At 61.8% G+C, this 23946-nt stretch carries 3 protein-coding genes; all 3 read left to right on the top strand.

Features of this window, described 5'->3' with window-relative positions:
* The 3 genes from IPP35_06765 to IPP35_06755 all read left to right on the top strand — a co-directional run bounded on the left by IPP35_06765 (position 1) and on the right by IPP35_06755 (position 23336).
* Complete coding sequence (locus tag IPP35_06765; GenBank protein ID MBL0058799.1) at positions 1-1884, top strand: AAA family ATPase; 1884 nt, start codon at positions 1-3, stop codon at positions 1882-1884.
* Between the two features lie 213 nt (positions 1885-2097).
* Positions 2098-12882, top strand: a complete 10785-nt coding sequence (locus IPP35_06760; GenBank protein MBL0058798.1) for a peptidoglycan DD-metalloendopeptidase family protein — start codon at positions 2098-2100, stop codon at positions 12880-12882.
* Positions 12870-23336: a hypothetical protein gene (locus IPP35_06755; protein ID MBL0058797.1), complete on the top strand. Its 10467-nt coding sequence runs from the start codon at positions 12870-12872 to the stop codon at positions 23334-23336. Before IPP35_06760 ends, IPP35_06755 begins: the two co-directional genes overlap by 13 nt.
* Positions 23337-23946: the final 610 nt, after the last annotated feature.

Below are 23946 nucleotides of genomic sequence, written 5' to 3'. Positions count from 1 at the left end.
GTGCTGGACCCCGAAAACCATTTTCATACCCTCCTGGACCTGCTCGAGATCGAGCGGGAAGCCGAAAAAGAGGAAAACAAACGCGCCCTGGACCGCTGGCCCGTGGAGATGCGGGAACAGTTGGGCAAGACCGTCACCCGCCTCGTCATCGAACGGCGGGACGTGGGCGTCGGCGGCCTGCCCCTCCTCATCCTGTCGCGTTCTCCCCAGGGCGAAACCATTTCGCCGTTCCACGCCATGGATTCCGGCGACCTGGTCCGGGTCACCTTCGTCAACGGGGAGTTTTCGCGGGAAGGGACTCTCTACGACGTGGAGGAATACCGCGTCACGGTGGCCCTCAACCAGGAGTTGGGGGAGGAGCCCGTCGGAAAGTGCCGCATCGACCTCCTGGGGTCGGACGCGACCTACAAGCGCATGCGCCGCGCCCTGGACATCGCCAGCCGCCAGGGCGGGCGGTTGGGGGAACTGCGGAAAATCCTCTTGGGCCATGAACCGCCCCAGGCGGACCCCCTCCCCGAGCTGGTTTTTTTTAACGAGCGGTTGAACGAATTCCAGCGGGACGCCGTGCGGTCGTCCCTGGCGGCCCGGGATGTGGCCCTGATCCACGGGCCGCCGGGCACGGGCAAGACCACGGTTTTGGTCGAGCTCATCCGCCAGGCCGTCCTCCAGGGGAAGTCGGTGTTGGCCACGGCCCCCTCCAACATCGCCGTGGACAACATGCTGGAGAAACTCTTGGACGCCGGGTTAAACGTGGTCCGGCTGGGCCATCCCGCCCGCATCTTGGAAAACCTCCGCCACGCCACCCTCTTGGCTCAGCTGGACGACCACCCGGACCAGAAGGTCATCCGCATTATGGACCACGACCGGGAACGGATGGTCCTGCAACGCGAGCGGGGCCGGTTGACCCCGGAAGAGGACAAGGCGCTGAAGAGGGAAATCAAGGCTCTCTGGAAAGAGGCCCGCGCCATGGAGAAATCCATTTCGAAACGGATCGTGCAACAGGCGGAAGTGGTCCTCGCCACCCACGGCGGGATCGGGCATTTGTTGGCCTCGGAGAAATTCGACCTGGTCTGCTTGGACGAGGCCAGCCAGGCGGCGGAGCCCCTCTCTTGGGTGCCGATCCTGCTGGCGGACAAGATCGTCATGGCCGGGGACCCCCTGCAGTTGCCGCCCACGATCCATTCGCCCGAAGCCGCGGAGCGGGGCTTGAAGGTCACGCTCATGGAACGGCTCCAGCCGGACCTGCCGGAAAACCTTCAGACCCTCCTGCGGGTCCAGTACCGGATGAACGAACAGATCATGGGTTTCTCCTCCGAGCGTTTTTACGGAGGGAAACTGATCGCCCACGAGTCCGTGCGGAACCACACCCTGCTCGACATTCCGAACGTCGCCCCGACGGGGCTCACGGGCGGCCGCCTGATTTTCGTGGACACGGCGGGGACGAACTTCACGGAAACCTGGAACGAGCTTTTGGACAGCCGCGAGAACGAAGGCGAAGCCGGCCTTTTATTGAAACTTTGGAGGGAACTGGCGGAGGCCGGGGTGAAACCCCATTGGGCCGCCCTCATCAGCCCCTATTCGGCCCAGGTGCGGCTCCTCCGCCATCAAGTGCCGCGGGGGTTGGAGGTGGGCACCGTGGACGGTTTTCAGGGCCGCGAAAAGGAAGTCATCCTCCTTTCGCTTGTCCGTTCCAACGAAACGGGCGAAGTGGGGTTCCTCTCCGACACCCGCCGGATGAACGTGGCCATGACGCGGGCGCGGCGCCTCCTGGTCGTGGTGGGCGACTCCGCCACCATTGGAAGACATCGTTTTTACGAGGCGTTCCTTGATTACGTCCAAGCCCACGGAGAACACCGAAGCGCCTGGGAGTGGCGGTCCGAATAAGGGGCCGCGAAAACGCGAAATATCTGAGGGCCATTGGATTTCCCCCTGGCCGGGCCTCTTCATTTCGGGCGAAAGCGTTTACAGAAAATTTACAATTCCTTAAGGCGAAATTCGGAGTAACTCTGATACATTGATATCCGTGCGCGGGTGTATGCACGCCAGAGATCGGTCGGTCCTAAGTCTAGGGGAAAAATGATAATTCGGCTGTCGTCAATGACGCTGAAAAAGGTCGTCACGGGTTTCGTGGCGGGTGCTTTCTTTTTCACCACGGTTGGGGAACCCTTCGCCCAATCCACATTCTGGGCGGACCGCCAAACGGCCCGGTCCCACTCCCGGCCGAACAGCGGGGAGGGCGATGCCCGGAACCTCCTTTCCTCCATTTCCTGGCCCAAAGAATCCCTCAACCCGATCCTCGGCGCCTATCGTCTTCCCTCATCGCTCGGCACCGTGGTCGAGACCCGTGTTCCCCGGCCCGGGGCGCCGGTTCTCCTCCACATGCAAGACGCCCACGGGCTCTACGGCGCACAACTCAACGCGTCGAAAATTTTGGACGGGCTCTTTCGCGCGGGGTGGAATGGCGCGGGGGCCGTGCCCGTCTATCAGGAAGGCGGGGCGGGACCGGCTAACCTCGATTGGCTGTCGGCCTTTCCTTTCGACGATATCAAGGAGCGCGTGGCCCGGGTTCACCTTCGTCAGAAAGAGCTCACCGGAGAGGAATACCGCGCGATCGTTTCCTCGTCCGGAACCTTCCGCCTCCTGGGCGTTGAAAACCAAGACCTCTACAAACAGAACCTGGCCGCGCGGCACGAAACAGCCCAGGCCCGCGCCGCCGCGGACGCCCACATCGGCCGGATCCAGGCCCGCCTGAGCGCGATCAAAACCAAGGTGTATCCCCCTTCGCTCCTGAAACTCGACCAGCCGTTTCAAGCCTACACGAACCAAACCCTCACGTTCATCGACTATATTCGGGCCTTGTCCCCGGACCCTCTCCGCGCGGCGGACTACCCGAATTTGGACGCCCTCCTTCGGCTCACCAAACTGGAAACCGAAATGGATCCTCGGGCGTTGGCGGAGGAACGGGATCTCTTGGTGCGTAAAATGGCGGCCTCGCTCTCCGTCGACGCGGTGAAGGACTTGGCCGCGAAGGCGATCGATGTCCGGGAAGGCCGCCTCACCCAGGGGGATTTCTACCAGGCCCTCCTGTCCATGGCGACCCAGCTTAAGCGGCAGGGCGAGGACCTTCCCACCCGTGAACTTCGGAGGTATGTCGGATACTTGAGGCTTTCGGATTCCCTCCGCCATGATGAACTGTTGGTGGAGGCCGAGCAATGGCGCGCCCGATTGTTCGAAAAATACTCCGGTGACGACCGGGTGTGGCGCCTCGTCGACACCGATCGGCGGGTCGCCCTGGAACGGTTGCTTTGGAAGCAGGAAATGACCCCGGACCAATACGCCGCTTTCCGGCAGGCGGGGCCCCTGGATTGGGCGGAGGTGGAAAAATACATCGCCCTCCAAGAAGCGTCTCTGGGCCTGAGCGTTTCAGCGAGCGCGGTCCCGGCGCTCCTCGACCCGCTGGCTTGGACCCGCTCGCTCCCCGAGGTGCGGGCGTACTACGAGCTCGCCCTGGAACGGGACGCGTCCTTGGTCAAGAATGCCCTGGCGGACATGGCTCGGACCGGCGCCCAACGCGGCGTCCTGATTGCGGGCGGGTTCCACACGCCGGGTCTGACCCGCCTTTTCCGGCAGTCCGACGTCGGCTACGCCGTGATCCAGCCCCGGTTTGAGACCGACGAGGCCGCCCCTTCGTCCGAAGACCTCACCATTTCTCAGGCTCCCGACGCCTTTGCGCACTCCGTTCGTGAGGCCAACCTGGCGACCTGGCCGGCGCCGGGCTCGCCCCTCCCGTCCTTGAAACAAAGCCTGACCGGGCGAATGGCGCTGAGCATGTTCTCCTACGCCATCAAAGGGATGGTCCAGCCGGGCAACAAGCAGGCGGCCGAGATTGAACGGAAGTTGGAGGTTTTCGCGGGCGTCATGAAGTCGGTTGGAATTAAGAGCGAAATCCGCCGCGCGGTGGTGAGTTTGGACGAAGGCGGAAAGCAGGCTCTCGTTCTCTACGGTTCTTTCAACGGAGAACTTTTCATCATCGCCCAAAGCCTGGACGAGAGGGAGTCCATCTCCTTCGTTTCTGAAAGCTACGCTTCCGGTTCGGAGACCTCCCTGAACAAGAAGTTGGGTGCGCTCCTGGCCGCTCCCAGCCTGGTCGGAACGGTGGGGGAAGGTTTGAAATCGTTCTGGGCGGTTCTCCAATCGATCCGGTCGGCCAGAATCCCGTTGAAGAGCGAGCAGTTGGCCTCCCTCCGGGCTCAGGCTCTTTCAGGGGTGCAACAGGCCGCCAGGGCGATCCAAGTTCCGGCGACGTCGTCGGCGGCGGAAGGACAAAAAATCATTGATCAGGCCGAAGGCGCCGTTCCCGTTGCGGCGCGGAACTTCCGTTCCCGGCTCGCGGGGGCCGTTCCCTCCCTGGTCGCCGCCGGAAAACGGGGTCTGGTTTTCGCGGGAAAATCCGTCGCGTTGATGGGAGCGGGCATCGGCGCGGCCCACGCGGCCGGCGGAGCGGCGGCGCTCACCTCCGTCGGGTTGTCCTCTTTGATGGTGGGCTGGATGGTCGTCGCGATGGGGGCGGTGGTGCTGTGGCAAAGCTACCAGCCCGCGGCGGGTATTTTGGGTTTTGGAACGAAGGCTCCCGCGGTGGGGTCGGCGCCAAAAACGATGCCTCGAAAATATGACGAACCGGCCGCCGCGGCGGATCGCCGGGAACGGTTCCGGGGTTCCTTGGCGAAACAGGGGCTTTCGGAAAAAGAAATCGCGAACGTGCTCGGCCAGGCGACGGATTGGTCCTTGGTGGAGCGGTCGTTGGAGGGCCTCAACTACGCCGCCTACCGCGAGACGAACTTTAAAGGCGACGCCGCCGACATCAATTTCAAAGAAATGTGGCAACAGGCCCGCCGGGAGGCCGGGAGCCTTCAGGTTCGGGCGGCGTGGACGGTGGGTTCCTTCGCTCTCTACCGGTTCGCCCTGCACCTGTTTCGCGGGTTCTATCTGCGCCACCCGGAAAGTGCCCTCCGATACCATTTAAACATTCGCGGCGCGGGCGGAAAAAATTACCTGACGGCCGACCAGGTGGACCGCCTGACCCTGGATGAGATCCTTCGCCAGCAGAACGTTCGTTCGGGATCCTTCGCCGGCCTCCGGCACGTTTTAGACCGGGCCCTGGGCGCCGCGCGTTGGGGGGCCGAGGTGACCACGGTGGCCGCGCACCTGCGCTTCCTCACCGAGCGGGGGAGGCTCTGGCTGGTCAGCACGGTGATTGTAGGTAGCGGGATTTCACTCATGGCCGCCGTCCCCCTTCTGATCCTCTTACCGGGGGCCTTTTACCTGTACGCGCTGGCGCGCTACGCCCCGGAGAAAGGGGCCCTCATTCCCAAACTTTTCGGCCTAGGCGGGACCAGCGCGCGGCGGGCCCATTATATGCGAATGCTGGCGATCCCGGTGCTGGGGTTGGCCCTTTACGCCTTGGCCGGAAGCTTCGGGGTGGATTTCCTCCGGTTCAACCCGCTCCTCCAGATTTTTGGTCTTGAGGGGTACTTAAAAGTCCCCGTGCTGGGGACCTTCATCCAAAGTTTCGCCATCGCTGGGATATTGAGCCCTCTCGCCACGGTGTTCATTCGGTCCTACGCGCGGCAGGTGGCATCGGTTAAAAATCAACGGTTGGACCAGTCGACGGCGCTGGCGCCGCCGCTGGTTGAACCCATTCGGTTCAAGCGGTCCGAGGCCGGGGCGATGGTGGAAGCGGAGGGTCCGGGAACGGTCCCGGTTCTGGCCTATCGGCCGCCCGCCGACGCCGGGAAAGGGGAAGCCCGCCTTTGGTCGTGGGACGGAGCCGCCGTGATCCGTTATTTGGAATCGCTTCAAAACACCCCGTCGCTTTCCCCCGCGGACGCCGGGCAAGCCATTGCGAAAATCGGCGCGGTTCTCCTCCACGACGCTTCCTTAAATAGGGTTTACGGCCGGGTTCTCCGGGGAACCGAGTTGCAAAAGCTCCAGATCCGGAAACTGCTGGAGGGGTTGGAGGCGCGGGCGGGGCCGATGTTGGAGAAAGACGCCAAAACGGTTCTTCAGTCCCTCCGCACCGAGGGGCGCGCGTCCCGCCGGCAGGTTTTTCAGGACCCCCGGTTCTGGCGCCAGGTCCTGCCTTCCGGCTGGTTCTCCATGTGGTTCGTCAACACCGAAGTTTCCGCCGTTCTGGCTCAAGGGGCCTGGTTCGACAGTTGGCTGTCGCGGTTCGCCTCGGCCCTTTCCCCACAGCCGGTTGAAATCCACTTCGTCGAACAGCTCTTCCAGCCCATCGAAGGCGCCCATCCCCAAGACGGCCACGGCGTGGCCCGGACGGGCTGGCGCCTCTACGGCCCCGACGATTTCATGGGCCAGTTCGCCGAGCGGTGGGGCGGCATGTTGGGCGTGTTCAACCATCTGGCGTCGACCGTGCAAAACGCCATCGAGTCAATCCCTGGCGTCGGGGATTGGTATTTCCAGGTCCGCTACCTCCCGGAGATAGTGGAAGCCCAACGGACCCCTTCCGTCATGGATCGCGCGACGTCCCACGGGGAAGCCGTCCAGTTCGTTCGGGCGCGGGCGAAGGCCGTCCACGCTTTCGAAGCCAAGAACGGTCCCATCGTTCCGCACACCCTCGAGTTAACCCGGGGGCCGAAACCGTTACTCGAACAAGTTCTTGATTGGTTCATCCCTTCGGCGAGGGCCGACGAACCTGGCGCGACCATGGTGGTGGCCCTCGCGGCCCCAACGCCTCCACCCGAATCGGCCTCACCCCCCGTCTCTTCCGTTCCCGCCATCGAATCTTCGGAGGCGCCGTCCGTTTCTCGGTCGTGGGTCGTCGCCACCCGCTCTTCCGGGCTCAATGTGCGCGGGGCGCCGGGCAAGGACGCTCCTTGGGTGGCCTCGCTCGCCAAGGGCGACCCCGTCACGGTTTTTGAACGATCAGGAGACTGGGCCCGGATCGGCGAAGGAAAATGGGTTTCGGTCCGGTTCCTCGCCCCCGCCGATCCGGTGGAGCGCGTGGCCGCTCAGGTTCGTCGGGCCGTTGAGTCCCGCGCAACCCCCAACCTTTCCTCCGAACTGAAAGCCTCGGCGGCCAATCTCGCGCGGGTCCCGATCGGCGGCGAATTCGGGGCGCCGCGGGTCAATGATCTCGGCGAGGGGTACGCCCACGCCGGGGTCGACGTTCCGGTTCCCATGGGGACTCCGATTCGCGCTCCTGAACCCATGCGGGTCGTTCGCGTCGGCGACTTCGGGGCGAGAGCCGGATACGGGTTGGAGCTCCGGGACCGCGCCGGCTACAGCTACCGGTTCTTCCACACGTCCGACCAATTCCCCTACAAGGCCGGCGAGGAGCTCCCCGCCGGCGCCATCGTGGGCACAACCGGGGATTCCGGGGACGCCCAAGGCCATCCCCACGCCCACGTGGAAGTGCGGGGACCGACCGGCCTTCTGAACCCCATGTTGGCGCGGCTCAGTCCCTTGGACTTCCTGGCGGAAAAAGAAAAACCTATCCTCTTGGCCGTCAACGATTCGGTTGCGCCCGGGGACGCCCATTTTTCAATCGGAGGGGTCGGAGCGGACGCCGCCGAGCGGGTGGATTTGAAAACGGTGATGGAACAGAGCGACCGTTCCGCGAGCGTTCGGTTGAAGGATCTGGACGCCAAGAAGAGCCGGGTGGTGGTCGATGAACTTCTCTCGCGCTATTTCGTCCTCGATTTCAACGTGCTCGCGCAGGAAGCCCGCTCGCGGGGAAAATCGCCCCAGGAGATCGCCAACGACTCCGGAACCCGGGCGGAGTTCTTGGCGCGCCTCCAAATGGCGGATTCCGACCAAGCCACCCAACGCAAGGCCGGTGTCTACGCCGCGAAACAATTGGAGATCGCGGCGGACCTCTACCGCCTGGATCTCACCATCAAAACCGCCCAGGAACTTTTGGACATCAACGATACGGAAAAGACGATCGCCCGGATTGAAAAGGAAAGAGCGGTGCTTCAGGCGTTCCGGGAAGATTTGGAGCAAAAACGAATCCCCGAACGGATCGAACATCCAAAAGTGTTGGCGGAGCTCACCCAGGACATTCGGACGTTGGAAGGGGATCTGGAAGACGCCCAGTCGAAACGCCGGAGCCAAACCTTTGACTTGGCTCGTCGTTTGGCCCTCCCATCGCCGGACGAGACTCGTTTCGATCTGGGGCCGGGGCCCGCCGCCGAGGCGGCCCTGCGCGCGCTCGTCGAGACGAAGGTCGGCGAGCGGTCCATGCGGGTCCGTCAGATCGCGGACTTGAAGGTGGAACAAATGAAGGCGGCCGTGCCCGACCAGTTCCGCAAAGACTCGACCTTGAGCGGGGTGGTGAGCCTCGCCAAACTGTTGGGCAACAAAGTCACGCTGGGGGCGGGGTTGGTGGTCGAATTCCTGGCCCGCGCCACGCTCTCCGACCCTGAACGGGAGGCCGTTCGGGAGGCGTCGGTGTGGGCCTACGTGCGGGCGGTGATCCAGGCCGAGGAAGTCCGGAACAACGAAACCCGCAAGGCCCGGGAGTCGGCTCTACAAGTTGTTTCTACGTCCATGCGCTCCGAAAACCTCCGCCGGGAAACGGCGGAGCTGGAGAAAAAAAACCAAGCCATGGCGGCGCGCATGCTCCAAGGTCTCAGCCCCGCCCGGGACCGGTTGGATCTTTTGCGGGAATCTTCCAAGGCCACCCGGGACCTGGCGAAGGCGGAACGGGAAGAGGCCCGGCAAAAAGTGGAAGCCCTTTCCTTCGCGGCGCCCTACCGCCCGGCGGTTCTGACCGAGTCGGACCGAGCGGCCGCCGGTTCCCGCGCTCTCGAGTCGATTTTCGCGGTTCTCCTGGACCTCCCGGGCACCCTCCTCCGGGCGATCGCTTCTGACGATGCCAAGCTGGACGCCCTGCGGAAAGAAAAATTGGACCGAATTCTTCCCCCAGGAGAACGGACGCCCTTCTCCGTCAAGAACGGGACGGCGGACGAGCTCTTCCCCTTCATGCAGAGCCGGAACCCCACGCTTCGCCAGGGAAAGGCCTACGTGGAGGAGCAAGAGAGCAAGCGCGCGGCTCAAGCGGCGGCAGGGGATCCAAAAGTAGGGCTCTATTTCCGATGGTTGTCCGGGGCGGATCAGGCGAAGGACCTGGGCCGGTTGGGTCGGTTCTCCGTGGGCCTGACGGTGGCTTTCACGCTCCATGACCCGGCGGCGCTCCTCAAGGGGTCGTTGGCGGAAATGGAACTGGACAAGGCGAAATTCGCGGTGGCGCAGGCGGAGCAGGAGGGCTACTCGAGCCTGGCCGACTTGCTTCACGATTTGAGCCGGGAGTTGGCCAAACGGCCCCAGGTGGAAGCCGAGCGGCGGGCCGCCGAGAAACGCTTGCTGAATGCGGAAGGGTTCGAAGTGTATGGCCAAAACCGGCTGCGGGAAATCGCGAAAGTCCGGTTCGAGCTGGCCCGGCTGGAAGACGAGAAAATCAACATCGACACGCGGGTTCGGTCCTTGAAGGGCCGAATCAAGGACCTGGTGGGTGGGACGAGCCGGGACATCGTGGCGTTCGAGGACAATTTTTCCACCGAGGGCCTCAAAAAACAAATCGAAGCCCGGCGGTTCGACCGGTCGGTGGAAATCACGGCCCGGGGCGCGGAACTGACCGAATCAGGCCGCCGGGACCTGGAGGATCTGGGGGCCGGAATCCCGAAAGTGCGCGAATACGTGGCGGCGCTCTTGTCTCTCAGCCGGGAGACGTCCTCCACGGACGCGGGGCTCTTGATCCTTATCCAGAATCACCTGGAGAGGATGGAGGAGACCCGGATCTCGGTCCAGAAAAACCCCATCGAAGGCTTGCAGGCCCTCTCGGAGCACTCCGTTCGACTGTCGGCCACGATCGCTTCCCTGACTCCGGCCCTCAAATGGAAGACCGCGGAGGGGTTCGCCCTCCGCCAGATGGCGGACGCCTGGGACAAAACGTTCATGGGCCGCTTCGACCCTTTCATCAGCCAGCGGATCGCCTTGAAATCCGCCGAGGGCCACCAGCTCCAATCCGTCATCGACAACGAAATGGAACCCCTCAAGCTGAACATCGATTTCATCACGCTCTTCGCCGCCGGTGGCCAGGGGGGAAAGGCCCTCACCAACGCGTTCCGGGACGAAATCGCGACGGCCCTTCCCTTGCCGGCCAAGGTCATGGAGGGATTGTTTTCTCCTTTCCATCAGTTGTACTCCGCTCTCTTCGATTCGAAGAGTCCGGACAAGGACAAGGGGTTCCAGGGGGTGGTTCGGGAACTCATCCCCTACCTGAAATCCAAGGAAGCCCGCGCCGCCGCCATCGAAACGAACACGCGGAAAGCGTTGGAAGACCTGGAAACGGCCCGTCAGCGTGAGATGGAATGGCTGAACCTCCGGGACGCCACCATTGCCTACGTCCAGGCCCTTCGCCGGATTTCCGCGGTGATGGAAGAGCGGGTCAAGAACGGATTGCCCCCGCTCCGTGAATTCGCTTCGCTGGCGGAGGAGAACCGGTATTACTTTGAAGAAACCAACCATTTGGGCGACCTGCGCCGAACGCGGGAGGTTCGGGGCGAACTGGAGCGGGTGGAAAAAGAGCTTCTCTTCCTCGGGGTGGATCCGGACGCGCTTCCCGCGGTCCCCAAAGCGGACCGAACCAAGGAACTTTCGATCTCGGCAGGGTCCGAGGGCGCGCGGAAGGCCTTCGAGACTCGGCTGGCGAAACTCCGCGAGGGGACGGAGGCCTCCCGACTCAAGTACATTGAGGCGTCCAGTTACTTGGGGCGTATGCGGACCACGTTTGAAACCCGGGGCCCCAACCCGGTCCTGTCGGCGGACCTCTTTAGCCGCGGGAATTCGTTGACGGGTCGAGCCGTGGACGCGGAGCGCGCCCGTTTGGGCGCCGCCCAGGCGGCGACGGACCTGATCGCCGACACCCAGGCCGCGCGAATTCAAAAGCAGGGCGGGGATTACACGCAAGCCTGGGTGCAATCCCTGTTGTATGACATGATGGCGAACGTGAGCCGAGACCGCTTGGGCCGCGCGGCCGGGGCGAAGGGCGAAGACATCGACGTTTCCATCGCGCAACTTCAAGAGAGCGCCTTGCGCGAGCAGGCCGAAAAGGCCCGGGCGGCCGTTTTGGCGGAAAAGAAGAATTTGGCCTCCACTTTAGGAGAAACCCAGGTGGATTATCTCCTGGGCCGCGTGCCCGGAGTCCGCCAAACCATCAAAGCCATCGAGGAAATCGCCCAGACAACGGAAGGCCCGCGCGGCCGCCCTGATTTCAGCCCCATCGTCCAAAACCTCCGACGGCAACAAGAGTCCTTGAATTTTGAAGCCGCGGAGTTGCGGACGAAACAATGGATTCCCGACATGAAAATCGAGGTCGAATTGCCGGAGGGAGAGACGCTCCTGCGTTTGACGCTCAGCTCCAGGTTGATCGGCGGGGACGCGGGCCCGCGGATCAAAATCATCGGCTTGGAAGGGGAACAGGTCCGCTTGTTGGAGGAGGAGGCGGTCTTCAACATCGAGTCCTTCGCCCAACAATACAAAAAGGACCTCGAAGGGGTCCTCTTGCGCCTCAACCGAGTGGAAGAACAGTTGAAAGAGCTCCTGGCCGGCGGCCAGTCCCTGGACGTCTTGGTCCGAGAATACAAGAAGGGCGGCATTCAATCCGCGCCCGTGATCGCCAAGATCGCGGAAGCGGTCCGTTTAACGACGGAACGATCTTACCTGGTCATGCGCACGGGGCTCCTCTACCTCACGTTCTCCCAGCAAATGGCGGCCTACAACGTCCGGATGCCGACCTTGCGGGAACATTTAGATACGATGGGCTTTCCTTCCGAGGGGTCCGGGACGGACAGTTTGTTGAACGACCTCCAATCCATGTCCACCTCGAACCGGGACGGCGTGTCCGCGATTCCCGCCGATTGGACCCTCGCGCGAAAGCTGACGCCCGTGCGGAATGAACCGACGGTCCCCGTCGTGAACGCCATCGGCGCACGGACCGTCAATTTCATCTCCACCCCAGCCGACCCACGGGGTCACTCCGTCCCGGTGGACCACCTGAAGTTCACGGGCCCGGGGGAGATCAAAAAAACAACCGATGACGCGTTGGCGAAGACCAGAATTCGGGCGACCGACGACCATCTCTTGAACGCCGACGAGGTGGCCCTCGTCTTGAAGGACGGCCTCGACCTCTACCGTTCCCCCGAAGCCTTAAAAGAATACGCCTGGATGGCTCCGCTGGTCTACAACCGGTTCAAAGACATCACCGATCCCCGGGACCTCCCGACGTTCCTTTCCATCCCGTTGGAGGCCGCCTACAACAAACGGTTCCCCCACCACAGCACCCTGATGGCGGACGCCGAGGTCGGGCGGCAATCGAACCGCAACTTCGTGGCGGAGTTTTACGTCCTTCCCTTCTTTTATGCCATGTGGCTGGAGGGGGAGCGGGCGCGCGGGAAAGTCTTGCCCGGACAGGAACGGGGGTGGTTGAAAGCCCGGCTGGCCATCGACGAAAAGCAGATCCGCTTGGGCATCCGGGAGCGCCACGGGGACCGGTCCATCACGCCGGCGGAGCGGAAAGAGCACATCCTCTGGCAAAAGGATATCACCGACACCATGTCTCTCGCCCTCCTCCGGAAGTTTCCGGAAGGGGAGCGGACAGAAATCCGCGCGGCCATTCAACGCTCGTTGAACAAATCCTTCCCCGCCATCGCCAAACTGAACGGCATGAACGGGGACGGGTCTTCGCCCGAATCGTTCCTTTACGGGGACATTCATACGGAAAGGTTGACCAGCGCCTTCGTGGCCTACGCGTGGCCAACGGATTGGATTCCAAGAAGATGGAGCCCTTCATGGACCTGGTGAGCGACGTCTTCGCCCCCGCCGTCCGGCGTTTCACGGAAAAGGTGGGAATGGCGGAACTCGCCCAGGAACCGGACGCCGTTCGCTTGCGCTTCATGAATGAGCGTTTGGCCGCCCTCCACGCCGAGTATGCGGCCGCCAAGGACAAGGGCGTCCGGCAGGAACGGGCCGGCCAAATCCGCGAGCTCGAATCCCAGATCGCCATCGAACTGAGCGTGGAAAAAAATAAGATGGTCATGGCCACCTCTCTCTACTGGGCCACCCAGTTCATGCGCGACCTCGGCATCACCGACCCCCGCGAGGCTTCCAAACCGGAGAACCGCGCGCGCCTGAAATCCGCCTACGACGCTTTTATGAACCATGCGTACGCCCTGAGCGCTATGCCGGAAGTCCACGAACTCATTCGTTTCTCCCGGAGTTCCCGGGAAGGAGGCGCGCTCAACTGGCTTTCAGCGGACAACCAAGGAATCCTGGCCTCCCTCTCGGTGGACTGGGCGCGAGAAAACTGGTCCAACGCTGAAATGCGGGCGCATCTCCAGCGGGTTCTTTACACCGCCAAGAACCTTCGGAAACCCATCGAGGCATATTCTCAATTGATCGGCTTGCCGGGGAAGATGGACATCGACAGCGAGAACCCCATCGAGCGCGTTCGGGCTTGGGGGGAATTGGCCGCCCGAACGCGTATGCTGGAAAACATATTCCGGCTTCCGATGGAGCTGAAACAAAAGACCTTCGAGAAATTGACGGGGGAGGATTTGGAAACCGGCCTAAAGCAATTGACGTGGATCCACCAAGCGGCCCGGAAGCATTCCGTGCCTTTGGAAGCGGGCGATGGGCAGTACTTTTTTGAGCTTTTGAACAGTCTCCGGCCCGAGGCCCCCTTCGCCCGGGACCCTCGCCTCACTCTTCAAGAAGACATTAACGTTTTCTTTAGCGACCTTTCCCAGGCCTACCGGGCGACGGCTCGGGGGGGGGCGGAGCTGGCCCGGGACTTGGAGACCAATGCAAAGGCCTGGCCGTCGGGGATGACGGCGGACGAAAAGCGTCTCGTCCTCCATTTTTTAAAAGGGGAGAGCGTGACGCTTTCCGACGGAAAAGTCCTTCCCCCTCGCCGCGAGGCCCTTTACGCCCGCAAGGTGGCCGGCGGAGACGCCGTCTACATGGCGTCTCAGTGGATGCGGCTTCGACGGATGGGACCGGAGGAGTTGGTGCGGGAGGAAGGAGACCGGTTTTTCCTTTTGGCCGTTCATATGGCGTACCAGCGGATCTACCAGGAAACCGCGGTCCCAGATGAGCTGGCCCGCGGCGACTTGGCCGCTTTCCAAAATCTGATTCGGAACAAGATCCAGACGCGGAGCGACATCGCGCGCATCTTCCGCTACGACGCCCAGGCGAAGCAATTGGAGGCCCGAAACATCGAGAGCCTTCCCGGCGTTCCCCAGATGAGCGAGGCTCAGCGGTTCGGCCTTTCCGTCCGCCTTCATGAGCGTGGGGAGGGTGAACCCCATCTGCGCGCCTGGTTCGAAGATTTGGCCAAGCTCCAAAAAGCCGCCAAGGCCACCTACGGCGAATATCTCACGCCCGAAGTCGTCAACGCGCTGGTGATTCCTTACCGGCGAGAAGCGGATAAAATGAACGACTACCTCGAGTCCTATGCCCGCCGTCGGTTCGAGGCGACGGGACGGCAGGACATTTACACGATGCCCAAGGGAGAAACGTGGGGGCTTCGCGCCCGGGTCATGGTGGTCACGCAGGAAACCCAAGGCGAGGTGCCCGACCGGGCTCGGATGGAAAAAATCGCTCGGGCTTGGGAGGATCTGGGTCGCCGTCTTCGCGGAGAGGGAGTCAAGGAAGGGAAAATCTTCGGGGCCCAGCACCAAATGGCGGAACTCCAATCCCAAATCCGCGAAGTCTTCACCGACCTTATCCTTCCGGATCTGGCCCGCCAGAATCCGGGGGTCGATTTGGCGGCGGGGATCAAATCCACCCTGTTGGAGTTGGAGGAATCAGCGACGCCCCTCCTGGTGGATTTCTTGGCGGGCCAGGACGCCCGCATCGACCGAGTGCGGGCGCTTCGGGACACCGCACATCGCGAACAAACGCTATTGGAGCCCTTTCAGGAACAGCGGACCTCGGAGCGGGTGGCCCGCCGGGGATACTGGCGTTCGGAGTTGGAAAACCTGGATCGGAGAGGCGACGTCGTCCGATCTCTTGTTCGAAAAGCGCACGCTCTTTATGGGAAGAGCGTTTCTCGTGGCGAGGTCGAGTTCTATTTAGGTCAAATGCAATCGGAAGGGTTCTCGGAGGAGGAGACTCTCCTGCGCTTCGTCGGACTTAGCCAGCGTGTGGCCCAGGTGATTTACCCGGGCCGCACGATGGAGGAGATCAACCAGAACGATGAGATGAAGGGCGTGGTGGGCGCGCACGCGTCGGAGCTGTTCCGCAAATACGGTGTGACGGACCCCGTCCAGGTCGCCGCCCTGGAAAAAGAACTGGGGTTGGGCCTCGATGCGGCGATCCAAAGGGACCTCGCGCAAATGACCGCGCGTTATGCGATGGCGGACCGATTGACGAAACTATTCGCGGAGGCGAATTGGGCGCTCACTCCTCAGGATGCGCTCGTGATGGCCTCGAATGCGCAGTCCGGCGGGATTGAGTTAAAGGACATCCACGGGTGGCTCTCCTTGTCCTCCGTCTTTCGGGAAAAAGCCAAAAAGCTCGGGGTAACGCTGGGGGAAGACCGGGTCATGGATACACTTTTTTGGGCCGACAACTTCAAGTTGGGGTTGGCCAAACTCCCCCGGTCGGAGATTCTCCAAGAAACTCTCCCCAGGGAGACCTTCAAAAACACGATCCAACAGGAGCTCTCGCGGCTCGGCGCCACTTTGCCGGCGGATGCGACCGACCGTCTGATTGATCAAATGGTTCAGCGGCGCATTTCTCCCGTGCGTCTGCGATTGTTGGTGGATCGGGTGCTTGAAACGGAAAAGTTGTTGGCTGAAGCGCGGGAGAGAGATGAGGTCAAATCGGTTGATTCGATCACCAAGACCCCCCGCGGGACCTACGATCTCAAACTGGGAGCGATCATTTTTGGCAGTAAAACCGAGTCAAACAATCGCCTGGGCCTTTTGCTGGTTCTGGATGCCATGAACCCCAACCAAAAAGTGAACATGGGCTTGGACCGAGTTTTCGCTCCCATGATCGGCTACACCCCTGCCGAATTCAGGGATTTCGTGGAAAAACGGGTCATGCGGTCCGTTGTGACGATGAACAGCCACTTGGTTCGGGACCGTCTTTACGAGTGGATGCCTCCCTCCATCTGGATGAAGGGCATGAACGGTTTTGATCGATGGCGCTTCTTCCAAAGGCAACAGAATGGTTTCACCCTGTTGCCTTTCCTGGCGGCGATCGTGGGTTCGATCACCGCGTTCCAAGCGGGGAAGCTCCTTTGGCGCCGGTTCACCCTGCGGCCGAAATCCGGAGATGCTCCCCGAGAAGCCCATGTCAAGGAAGAAACGCGTCCCCACCGGCGGTCCATCTTTTTTATCGCGACCTTATCCGCGGGAGCGGCCACCTTTGCGGGTCTGCTTTTCCTTGGGGTTAATTGGACATTTTCGGTCTTTCTTTCCGCCGGCCCCATGATCGTGGTGAGCTACATCCTCTACTATTTTGGTTTCATAAGTCCCTACGTCCTTTCGCCCGTGGTGGCCCTCAGCATGTACACTTACAGCCGGGCCCGGCGTCTAATCGGAAAGCGGGATCACCCCCTCGTAGAGCCTTACGTGAACGAAGAAATGATGGAGGCCAAGCGGTTTACCCAGGAGACGAAAACTCTGGCGACCATGGCCTTTTTCATCAAGAACACCGCCAATCCGAAAGACGGCAATCCCTTCCACTTCTCCCACGAGGACATCGCCAACTTGACGCCAAGCGTTTTGGCCCAAGCCATCCCGCAAATCTACGAGGATTACCGCCGAACACAGGAAAGCAAGGAGAAGGACCCCAACGCCTCTCAAAACCTTTATTACGCTTTAATGATCCAAGTGCGGAACGAGAACGGGGGGGATCCGAGCGACGCGGATTTCGACGCGGTCGCCAAGAACTTCGAGAAATACGTGGACGACAACCTCAAGCCCGATTCTCTGCGCGCGCTTCTCCGTCGGCCCTTCACGGATCAAGAGGCCCAGGAGGCGGCGAAGGCCATCAAATCCCGGCTCTATTTCATGCTTCGGGACCGCCCCCTGATCAAACCGTTCACCCATTTACAGCTCGTTCGCTACATGATGGAAGGAGAAGGCGAATACACCCGAACCGATCCCGACGTGAACGTGGATCCCGACCTCCGCCCGGCCCTCGAGGATCCCCAGGTGCTCGCCACGATGATCCAAATGGCCCGGGACGACATAGAGCAAAACACCGATGCGGCCGCTTTGGCTCTTTTGAACAAGGATTGGCGTTCAAAGGTCCTCGCCCTCGCCGAGGAAAAGAGTTCGGGGGAGGAACGCTCTCTTTGGTCCGCCATCGGCGATGGAGGGTGGGAGAGGTTAAATCCCGACGCGGGCTTGGGGTTCGGCAAAGTGGTCGCCCAATCGAGATACAACGAGGCGCGCGATGGGGTGAAGGCTCAACTGGAGGCAAACCCCGAGCTTCGAAGCGCCCTCATGGACATGCTCCTCTCAGATGTTAAATTCCGCAACCAGATTCTGGCGATGCGTCCCAATCAGGGCAACCCCTACACCAACGGCATCCGACGCGTGGTGGGGGGCAACCCTGCCGAAGACGACGATCTGCGCCGCCTTCGCGACAAAAATGTGAGCCGACCGTTGGAACAGCGAACCAATCCCATCCGGGCGATGGCTGTTTACGATCAAGGCAACATGCTCTCCTACGACGGTCTCTTGAAGTGGGCCGGGACGGTTCTGGACGATCGGAATAAAGATCCCAACGGCCATCCCACCGTCATTTGGCGGACCAAAATGACGTTCAACGATTTTTATGCAACGGGACATGCGTTCCTCATGAAGTGGTTCGCCCAGGATATGTTGACCCACATCCAGGAGGCCCAGTACTACACCTTCGGCACCCTTCGCGCGCCTGGGAAATACTGCTATCGATCCGATGCGGTGTTCGAGCGCATCATCAAGAACCAGGCCTACGAGAGACTTTGGCCGCCGGCCAAGGATGGGACATTCAAGAAGTCCGGGGACCTCCGGTTGAAGGGGGAAGACGAAATCATGGGGAACCTCCTGGGGACGATGGGACTGGCCAACGTGATGATGAGCGAAGATCCCATGTACAACCAACCCTCCGAGACCAACCGGTCGGAGACCAAGTGGATCCCGGTGTTCGACATTCCCCAGATCGTGGGCATGCGCTGGACCCCTCTTGTGCGCGATCGTCCCAACCTCGCGGCGGTTTTGACGGGGCTGGTTCCGGCGTTCTTTGTTTTGCCGTTGGTTCTTAGTGTTGCCTTCGGGCTCGTGCCGGGGTTGGAAGCGCTCCTTTCCCAGTGGCCCGCCGCCGTGGGCCTTACCCTGGCGGCGGGTGTCGCCACGTGGTTTTTGTTTGGGGCCGATTACCGAAAGATCAGCGCCCTCGTGCGTCGCCAGGAGGCGGAGGGGTTGAAACGGGCGCCGCCCCTCGGGATCGGCCACAAATTCGAGTCCAACCTGATGCTCTACGGCCTGGTGGGAGAATTGGTGTGGTTCTTCCAGCTCCTCATCATGTTCGACGCGATGTTCTTCCCCGGTCGGATCGAGATCCTCTTCCCGTTCCCCTTGGAGTGGGCGCTCACCGCCACCCTCGTCCTCATGATCCTGCCGAAGTTTTCTCCCGCGATCAAGGCCTTGGTCGTTGGAAAACGGATGCCGCCCCGGCGCGAGGTGTTCGACGTGGAATCGGTCGGCGGCCGTGATTTTCGCTGGGGAGATGTCCGTTGGGGCAAGATGCGCCAACAGTTAGCGGAAGCGATGGAGGCGGGGCCGGTCGGGATCGATGCGGTCGTGCTCGGGGCCCTGAAGGAGTTGGGGGTGACGGACCCCAACAAAGCGAGCGCGGGCCAGCTCCGCGACATCTTAAACCAACTGTTGCCGAAGGTCGTCATTAGCGGGGATTTCCATCTTTCCCGCAGTTTCAGTGAAACCATGACGGACCTCTATACCAGGGGGTTCCGAGGGGGTTCGTTGTCATCCGCGGAACTCCGCGAATTGAATCGTTCCCTCTTGAGCGCCCACTTCCATTCCTCGGTGAGGGAAACCACCGGCGGTATCATGAAAACAATGATCATCGGGGGCGTCCTTTTGACCGGATTGGGACTTCTCGTCCCCGCCTTGGGGGTTATCCCCTTGCCGGCCATTGGGATTTCCCTCTTGCTCTTGGTCCCTGTTTTATGGACGGGGGGGCCCCAGGGGGAGTTGATTGTTCGGGCCTTTCACTCCGGGGGATTTGTCCTCCTCGGCATGGCGGAATGGGTCGCCTCCAACATGGTCTTGATGATCAATATCGTCAAGAAGCCTCTTTTTATCGCGGAGCGGCTCTGGCGCACCTGGCGGGCCATGCAACGGGACCTTTCTCCGGAACTGGGGGCCTTGGCCCCGGCCGCGCCCTGGATTCCGTCCGTGGTCGGCGGGGAGAACCCCAGCTATTTCACCTATTTATGGCGGTTCCGCTGGCCCTTTGCGGTGGGGTTTTCCATTCTTTCGGTCACGATCCTGCCCTACTTCATGCCCTATGCGGCCGTCGCCTACACCTCGGCTGGAGTGGCGTTATTCCTGGGCGGGGTCTTCCATTTGGGATACAACAAATTGGGGTGGACGGCCGTGGTCCGCAAGGCTGTCGCAGGTGCGGAGGAAAAAGTGGGGACTCCTGGCTCCTTCGTGCTCGCCCTTGCCAAACCGGTTTTTTGGCGAGAGTTTGGGTCGGTGTTATGGAAGGACCTTTGGGCCGCCAAATTGGTGAAGGGAGACCAACGGCGTATTCTAACCTCCAGCGCCATCTTGATGGTCATGGTGTTTGGCTTCGGCCTCTTTTCGCCCTTTTTGAACACGGTTTTGCCGTTGGGCACAATCCTGCGGGCGGCGTCCATTGTGTTTGCGTCTTTCCTCTTTATGCCGGCCCTTTCCTGGTTGCAGGGAGTAAATCCCCGGGACTGGTTTAAAAAAATGCCAGCGGATCGGGCGACCTATTGGGGAAACCAGGTGGTCTTTGTTATGACCATCGGTTTGGGTGTTTTCTCCCTATCCATGATCATCCTCGGCGCTTTCTTCCCCGAGTATATCGGGGAGTTTTTGGGAGGGGTCTTTGCCGGCGGAGCCGTTCCCACGTCCGATGGAACGACGGGGTTCTACTTTTTCTCCTTGGCGGAACAAATCCGGACGTTGTGGTATTTCGTTGCGGCTTTCGCCGCCATCCTCTTTACAGGCGTCTCCTTGGGGTTGGCCGCCACGGTTATAGGCATTGCCGTGGCGACGTGGAACTCTCTGGCGCCTTCCTTCGCCCAAATTCCACACCTGTTCCGTATGGGGATCAGGGAGTTGGGTCGGTTTTCGGCCGCCCAGGTCCGGCAAAATGGGATTCGTCTCCTTGTTCTGGGGGCACTTATCGCCCCTGTGATTCCGCTCGTTCAATACCAAGCGGCCCAGTTGGACCACCCGGAGATTATTCAGCGTTGGGAAAACAACCTTCGCCGCGTTCCCTGGATGTACCGGGAATACAAAGCGTTGACGGCGCCATCGGCGGAAGCTCCCGTCGCCGCTGTCCTCCCTTCCGCCGTGTCCGGGGGGGAAGCCGTCCTCTCGGAGACGGTCAACCGAGGTTTGTACCAAGGGGTGGCTTCTTTGCGCTCCGGTGGCGGACCCTTGGTGGGAAATAACACGGGGCCCGCTGGAATGACCTACGTGAAACCCGCGGACATCGCCTTGGATTTGCTGTCGACGTTGACGGCGGAGAAATTAGGACACGCGTCCCCCGAGGCGGCCCGCTCCCACATCCGGGAGGTCCTCCAGGTTCTGGAAACGTTGCCCACCTACCATGGCATTTTTCCAGAATTCATCAAACTGGAAGGGGGCGTTCGGCCTGAGGTCAAGGACGGGAAAATATTTTACTCCTCCATTGATTCGGGGTTCTTGCACACAAAAGCCCTGGCCGTTCTGCGCGACAATTACAAAGGAGTGGACGACGGGATTGCCCGGTCGGCGGATGCGCTGATTCAAAAGGCGGATTACGGGGTTTTCATGAACAAGGGGTTGATGAACCACCGCATTGAGGTGGAGGCGACCACCGGCAAAGTGCTCGCGCTGTCGCCCTACGACTACGGCGACCGAAACAGCGAAGCGCGCACGGTGGTGTTGGGGCTTATCGGTATGGGAAAACTGCCGATCGAGGCCTGGAACAACATGTACTACCAATGGGTTCGGCGCGGGGAAAATTATGTGGCGGAAGGGTTCGGTCAAAGCGCTTTCGTGGAGATGACGGGAAATCTCTTCATGGATGAAATGAAACTGGCCCCAAAGACGTTGGGGGGAAGCCATCGCCATTACGTCCAATTCGCCCAGGCCGAGTCCGCCCGTCTGAGACAAAACCTCTACGGATCCGCCCCGACCTCTTTGGGTGCCGGGCATTATGAGGAATTCGGGTTGGATAAACCGCGCGTCGTGACCCCCTACGGGGCGGCTCTCCTGGCCACCACCGGGGAGCCTGGTGCGCAGGCCAATTTGTCCAAGGTGCTTCAATCCCTTCCGCAGGATGGCCGGCCCACGCCGTCGGCCTTGGACCCGCAAACGGGGCGTGTCCTGAACCGCGATTCCCTCACCTGGGACCACAACCTTCTCTACTTAAGCGTCAATTATCTGAAAGTCCGGGAATTGGTCGAGAAGACGCAATGGTATGGTTTTGCCTCGGATCAGTTGAAACGAATGGACGAGGACCCGGGGTTCCTTCCCCCCCAGGCCCTCCCGGCCATGAAACCCGTGAGTTTTATGGAGGTCCCCCAGTCACCCTTGGCTGGGAAGGGACTGGAAGGTCTTGGCCTTTTTGGCATCACCGCCCCGTGGATATTTGGCCGCAGAAAGAAACCGTCAGATGACCCAACCCGGTTGGGCGCCCTGGCGGCCCAGGACCGCAACCACGGGTTGGTCCCGTCGGTGAACGCCGGTCTTCAGGCCCGCGCGATTCCGTTGGGGTCCTTTGCGGCCGCGGCGATGTGGAACCCTGGGCGGGCGAAGGCTCGCGCGGAGAATTACAGGGAGAACCCCCTGGCGCTTGAGAATTTGAATCCGGCCATGGGTCGGATCGTGGATGCGGAGGAGGGGAGGTTCTTCCGGAGCAACGACAACCCCATCTTCGACGGGCACCTGTTGGACGTGGCGCTGACCGCCCAGGACCAGATATTGGACCCGAAAGGGGTGGCCCATTTGGCGCGGTTGATCGCGGCGGCGCCGGGGTATCTCGTGGTTCGCAACGAGGGGACCGACCCTCTGTCGTCCGGGGCTTCGGTTCCGATGCACGACCACAACCAGCTCGTTCCACTCTCGGCCCTTGGCGCCGTTCTTCCGACGGGGCGGATGCCCGTGGAGGACGCTGCGACGGAACTCCTCGGGCGGGTGGGGCGCGCCCGGGTGTCCGCCCTCGCGGACTGGCCGGCGCCGGGGTTCGTCATCACCACCGATTCTTCCGGGACGGATTTGGCTCGGGCGATTTCGGAGGTTTTAAAGGCGTTGGGGCTTGGAAAGATGAACGCGGCGGTGCCGGGCTTGGAGGACGTTAAGGGCGCCAGCTTCCTGGCCTTCCATCGGCCGGAGGGGATCCGCGTGGTCGTGATGCCACGGCGCACGGAACCCGCCCTGAGCGAGGCTTTCGGCCGAACCTTCGGGGCCTTTGAGATCACGGGCCTCATGGTGTTGTCGGAAAAAGACCGGTTTGACCGGATGACAAAAGCGGACATCGAGGATCGGTTCGCGGTGGTCGGGTTGACCCGGGATCAATGGGCCGAGGCGAAGGGCGCGGTTCGCGGCCGGGCAGGGCGGGGCGGCAACGCGCCTAGCGCCCCAGGCGCAAACCACGTTCGCGGCGGTGCCCATCGCCTATCTCTTTCACCCGGCCCTGGGCGCCCTCGCGCTGATCGGGGCCCTGGCGATCAACCGCTCGGTTTTGGCGGGCGCTTACGCGTCCCTGCGGGAGGGGGTGGTCAAAAACTGGGGTCCGGCGAAGGCCGCCCTCTCCCGGCTCGGGAAAGCGGTCACCGGCGTCGGGGCCTGGGCGACGCAAAAACTATTAACGGCGCCCGTTTTGATCGCGCTCGGAGTGGCGGCGCTGGCGGCGGTGGTTGTCAGCGGCACCGGTGCGGCGGCGACCGGCGTGGGGGCGGCCAAGCTGGCCATGCCCCTGTTGTTCGGCATGGCGATCGCCGCCACGCCAACCCAAGCGGGGATCGGCGCGGCCATTCGCGCGGCGGTTTTTGAGTCGGCCACGAAACTTCCGATCCAGATCGGCGGGTTCTTCGGCCACGAAGCGAATTTGCCTTCCGGCCGCGCCGTGGTTTTGGATTTGGATCGGGCGCTGGTGAAAAATGGCGTCTTGGAAATCCCCACCGCCATCGGCACGGCCTTCGCGGCCCAGATCGCCCAGTTGGGGCGGGATTATCAGGACCGTTCGGAGAGTCTGGTGGTCGAGGTTCGATTGCCCTCCGGATCCCCGGACGGCCTGTTGAACCCCGAGGCCCTTTCGAAGGCTCTGGGAAATGTTCTGGCAGGCCGCGGCATGGACCTTTCCATCATGAAACGCGCCCGCTTTGAGGTCCTCTCCGGAAACCAAGACGCCATCCGGGCGAGGCTGGCCGAGCTCTCTTCCACCCATCGGGTCCAAGTGATCACCGACCGGGAGGGCGTCCCCTTCTGGGCCGGGCTCGGGGTGACCTTATCGGTCCTGGTCGCTTTCCTGAACGCGCTCACGGTGGAAACCGAAGTGGTTCTCACCGGCGACCTGGCCGAAATGGCCCGCCGGGAAGGCCTGGGAGAAAAAGAGGGAGAAAACATCCGTTTGAAAGCCCTCAAAACGCCGCTCCAAGTCCTG

The organism is Elusimicrobiota bacterium, from assembly GCA_016721625.1.
Classification (GTDB): Bacteria; Elusimicrobiota; Elusimicrobia; order FEN-1173; family FEN-1173; genus JADKHR01.
This window is presented reverse-complemented; position numbering and strand designations above follow the sequence as displayed.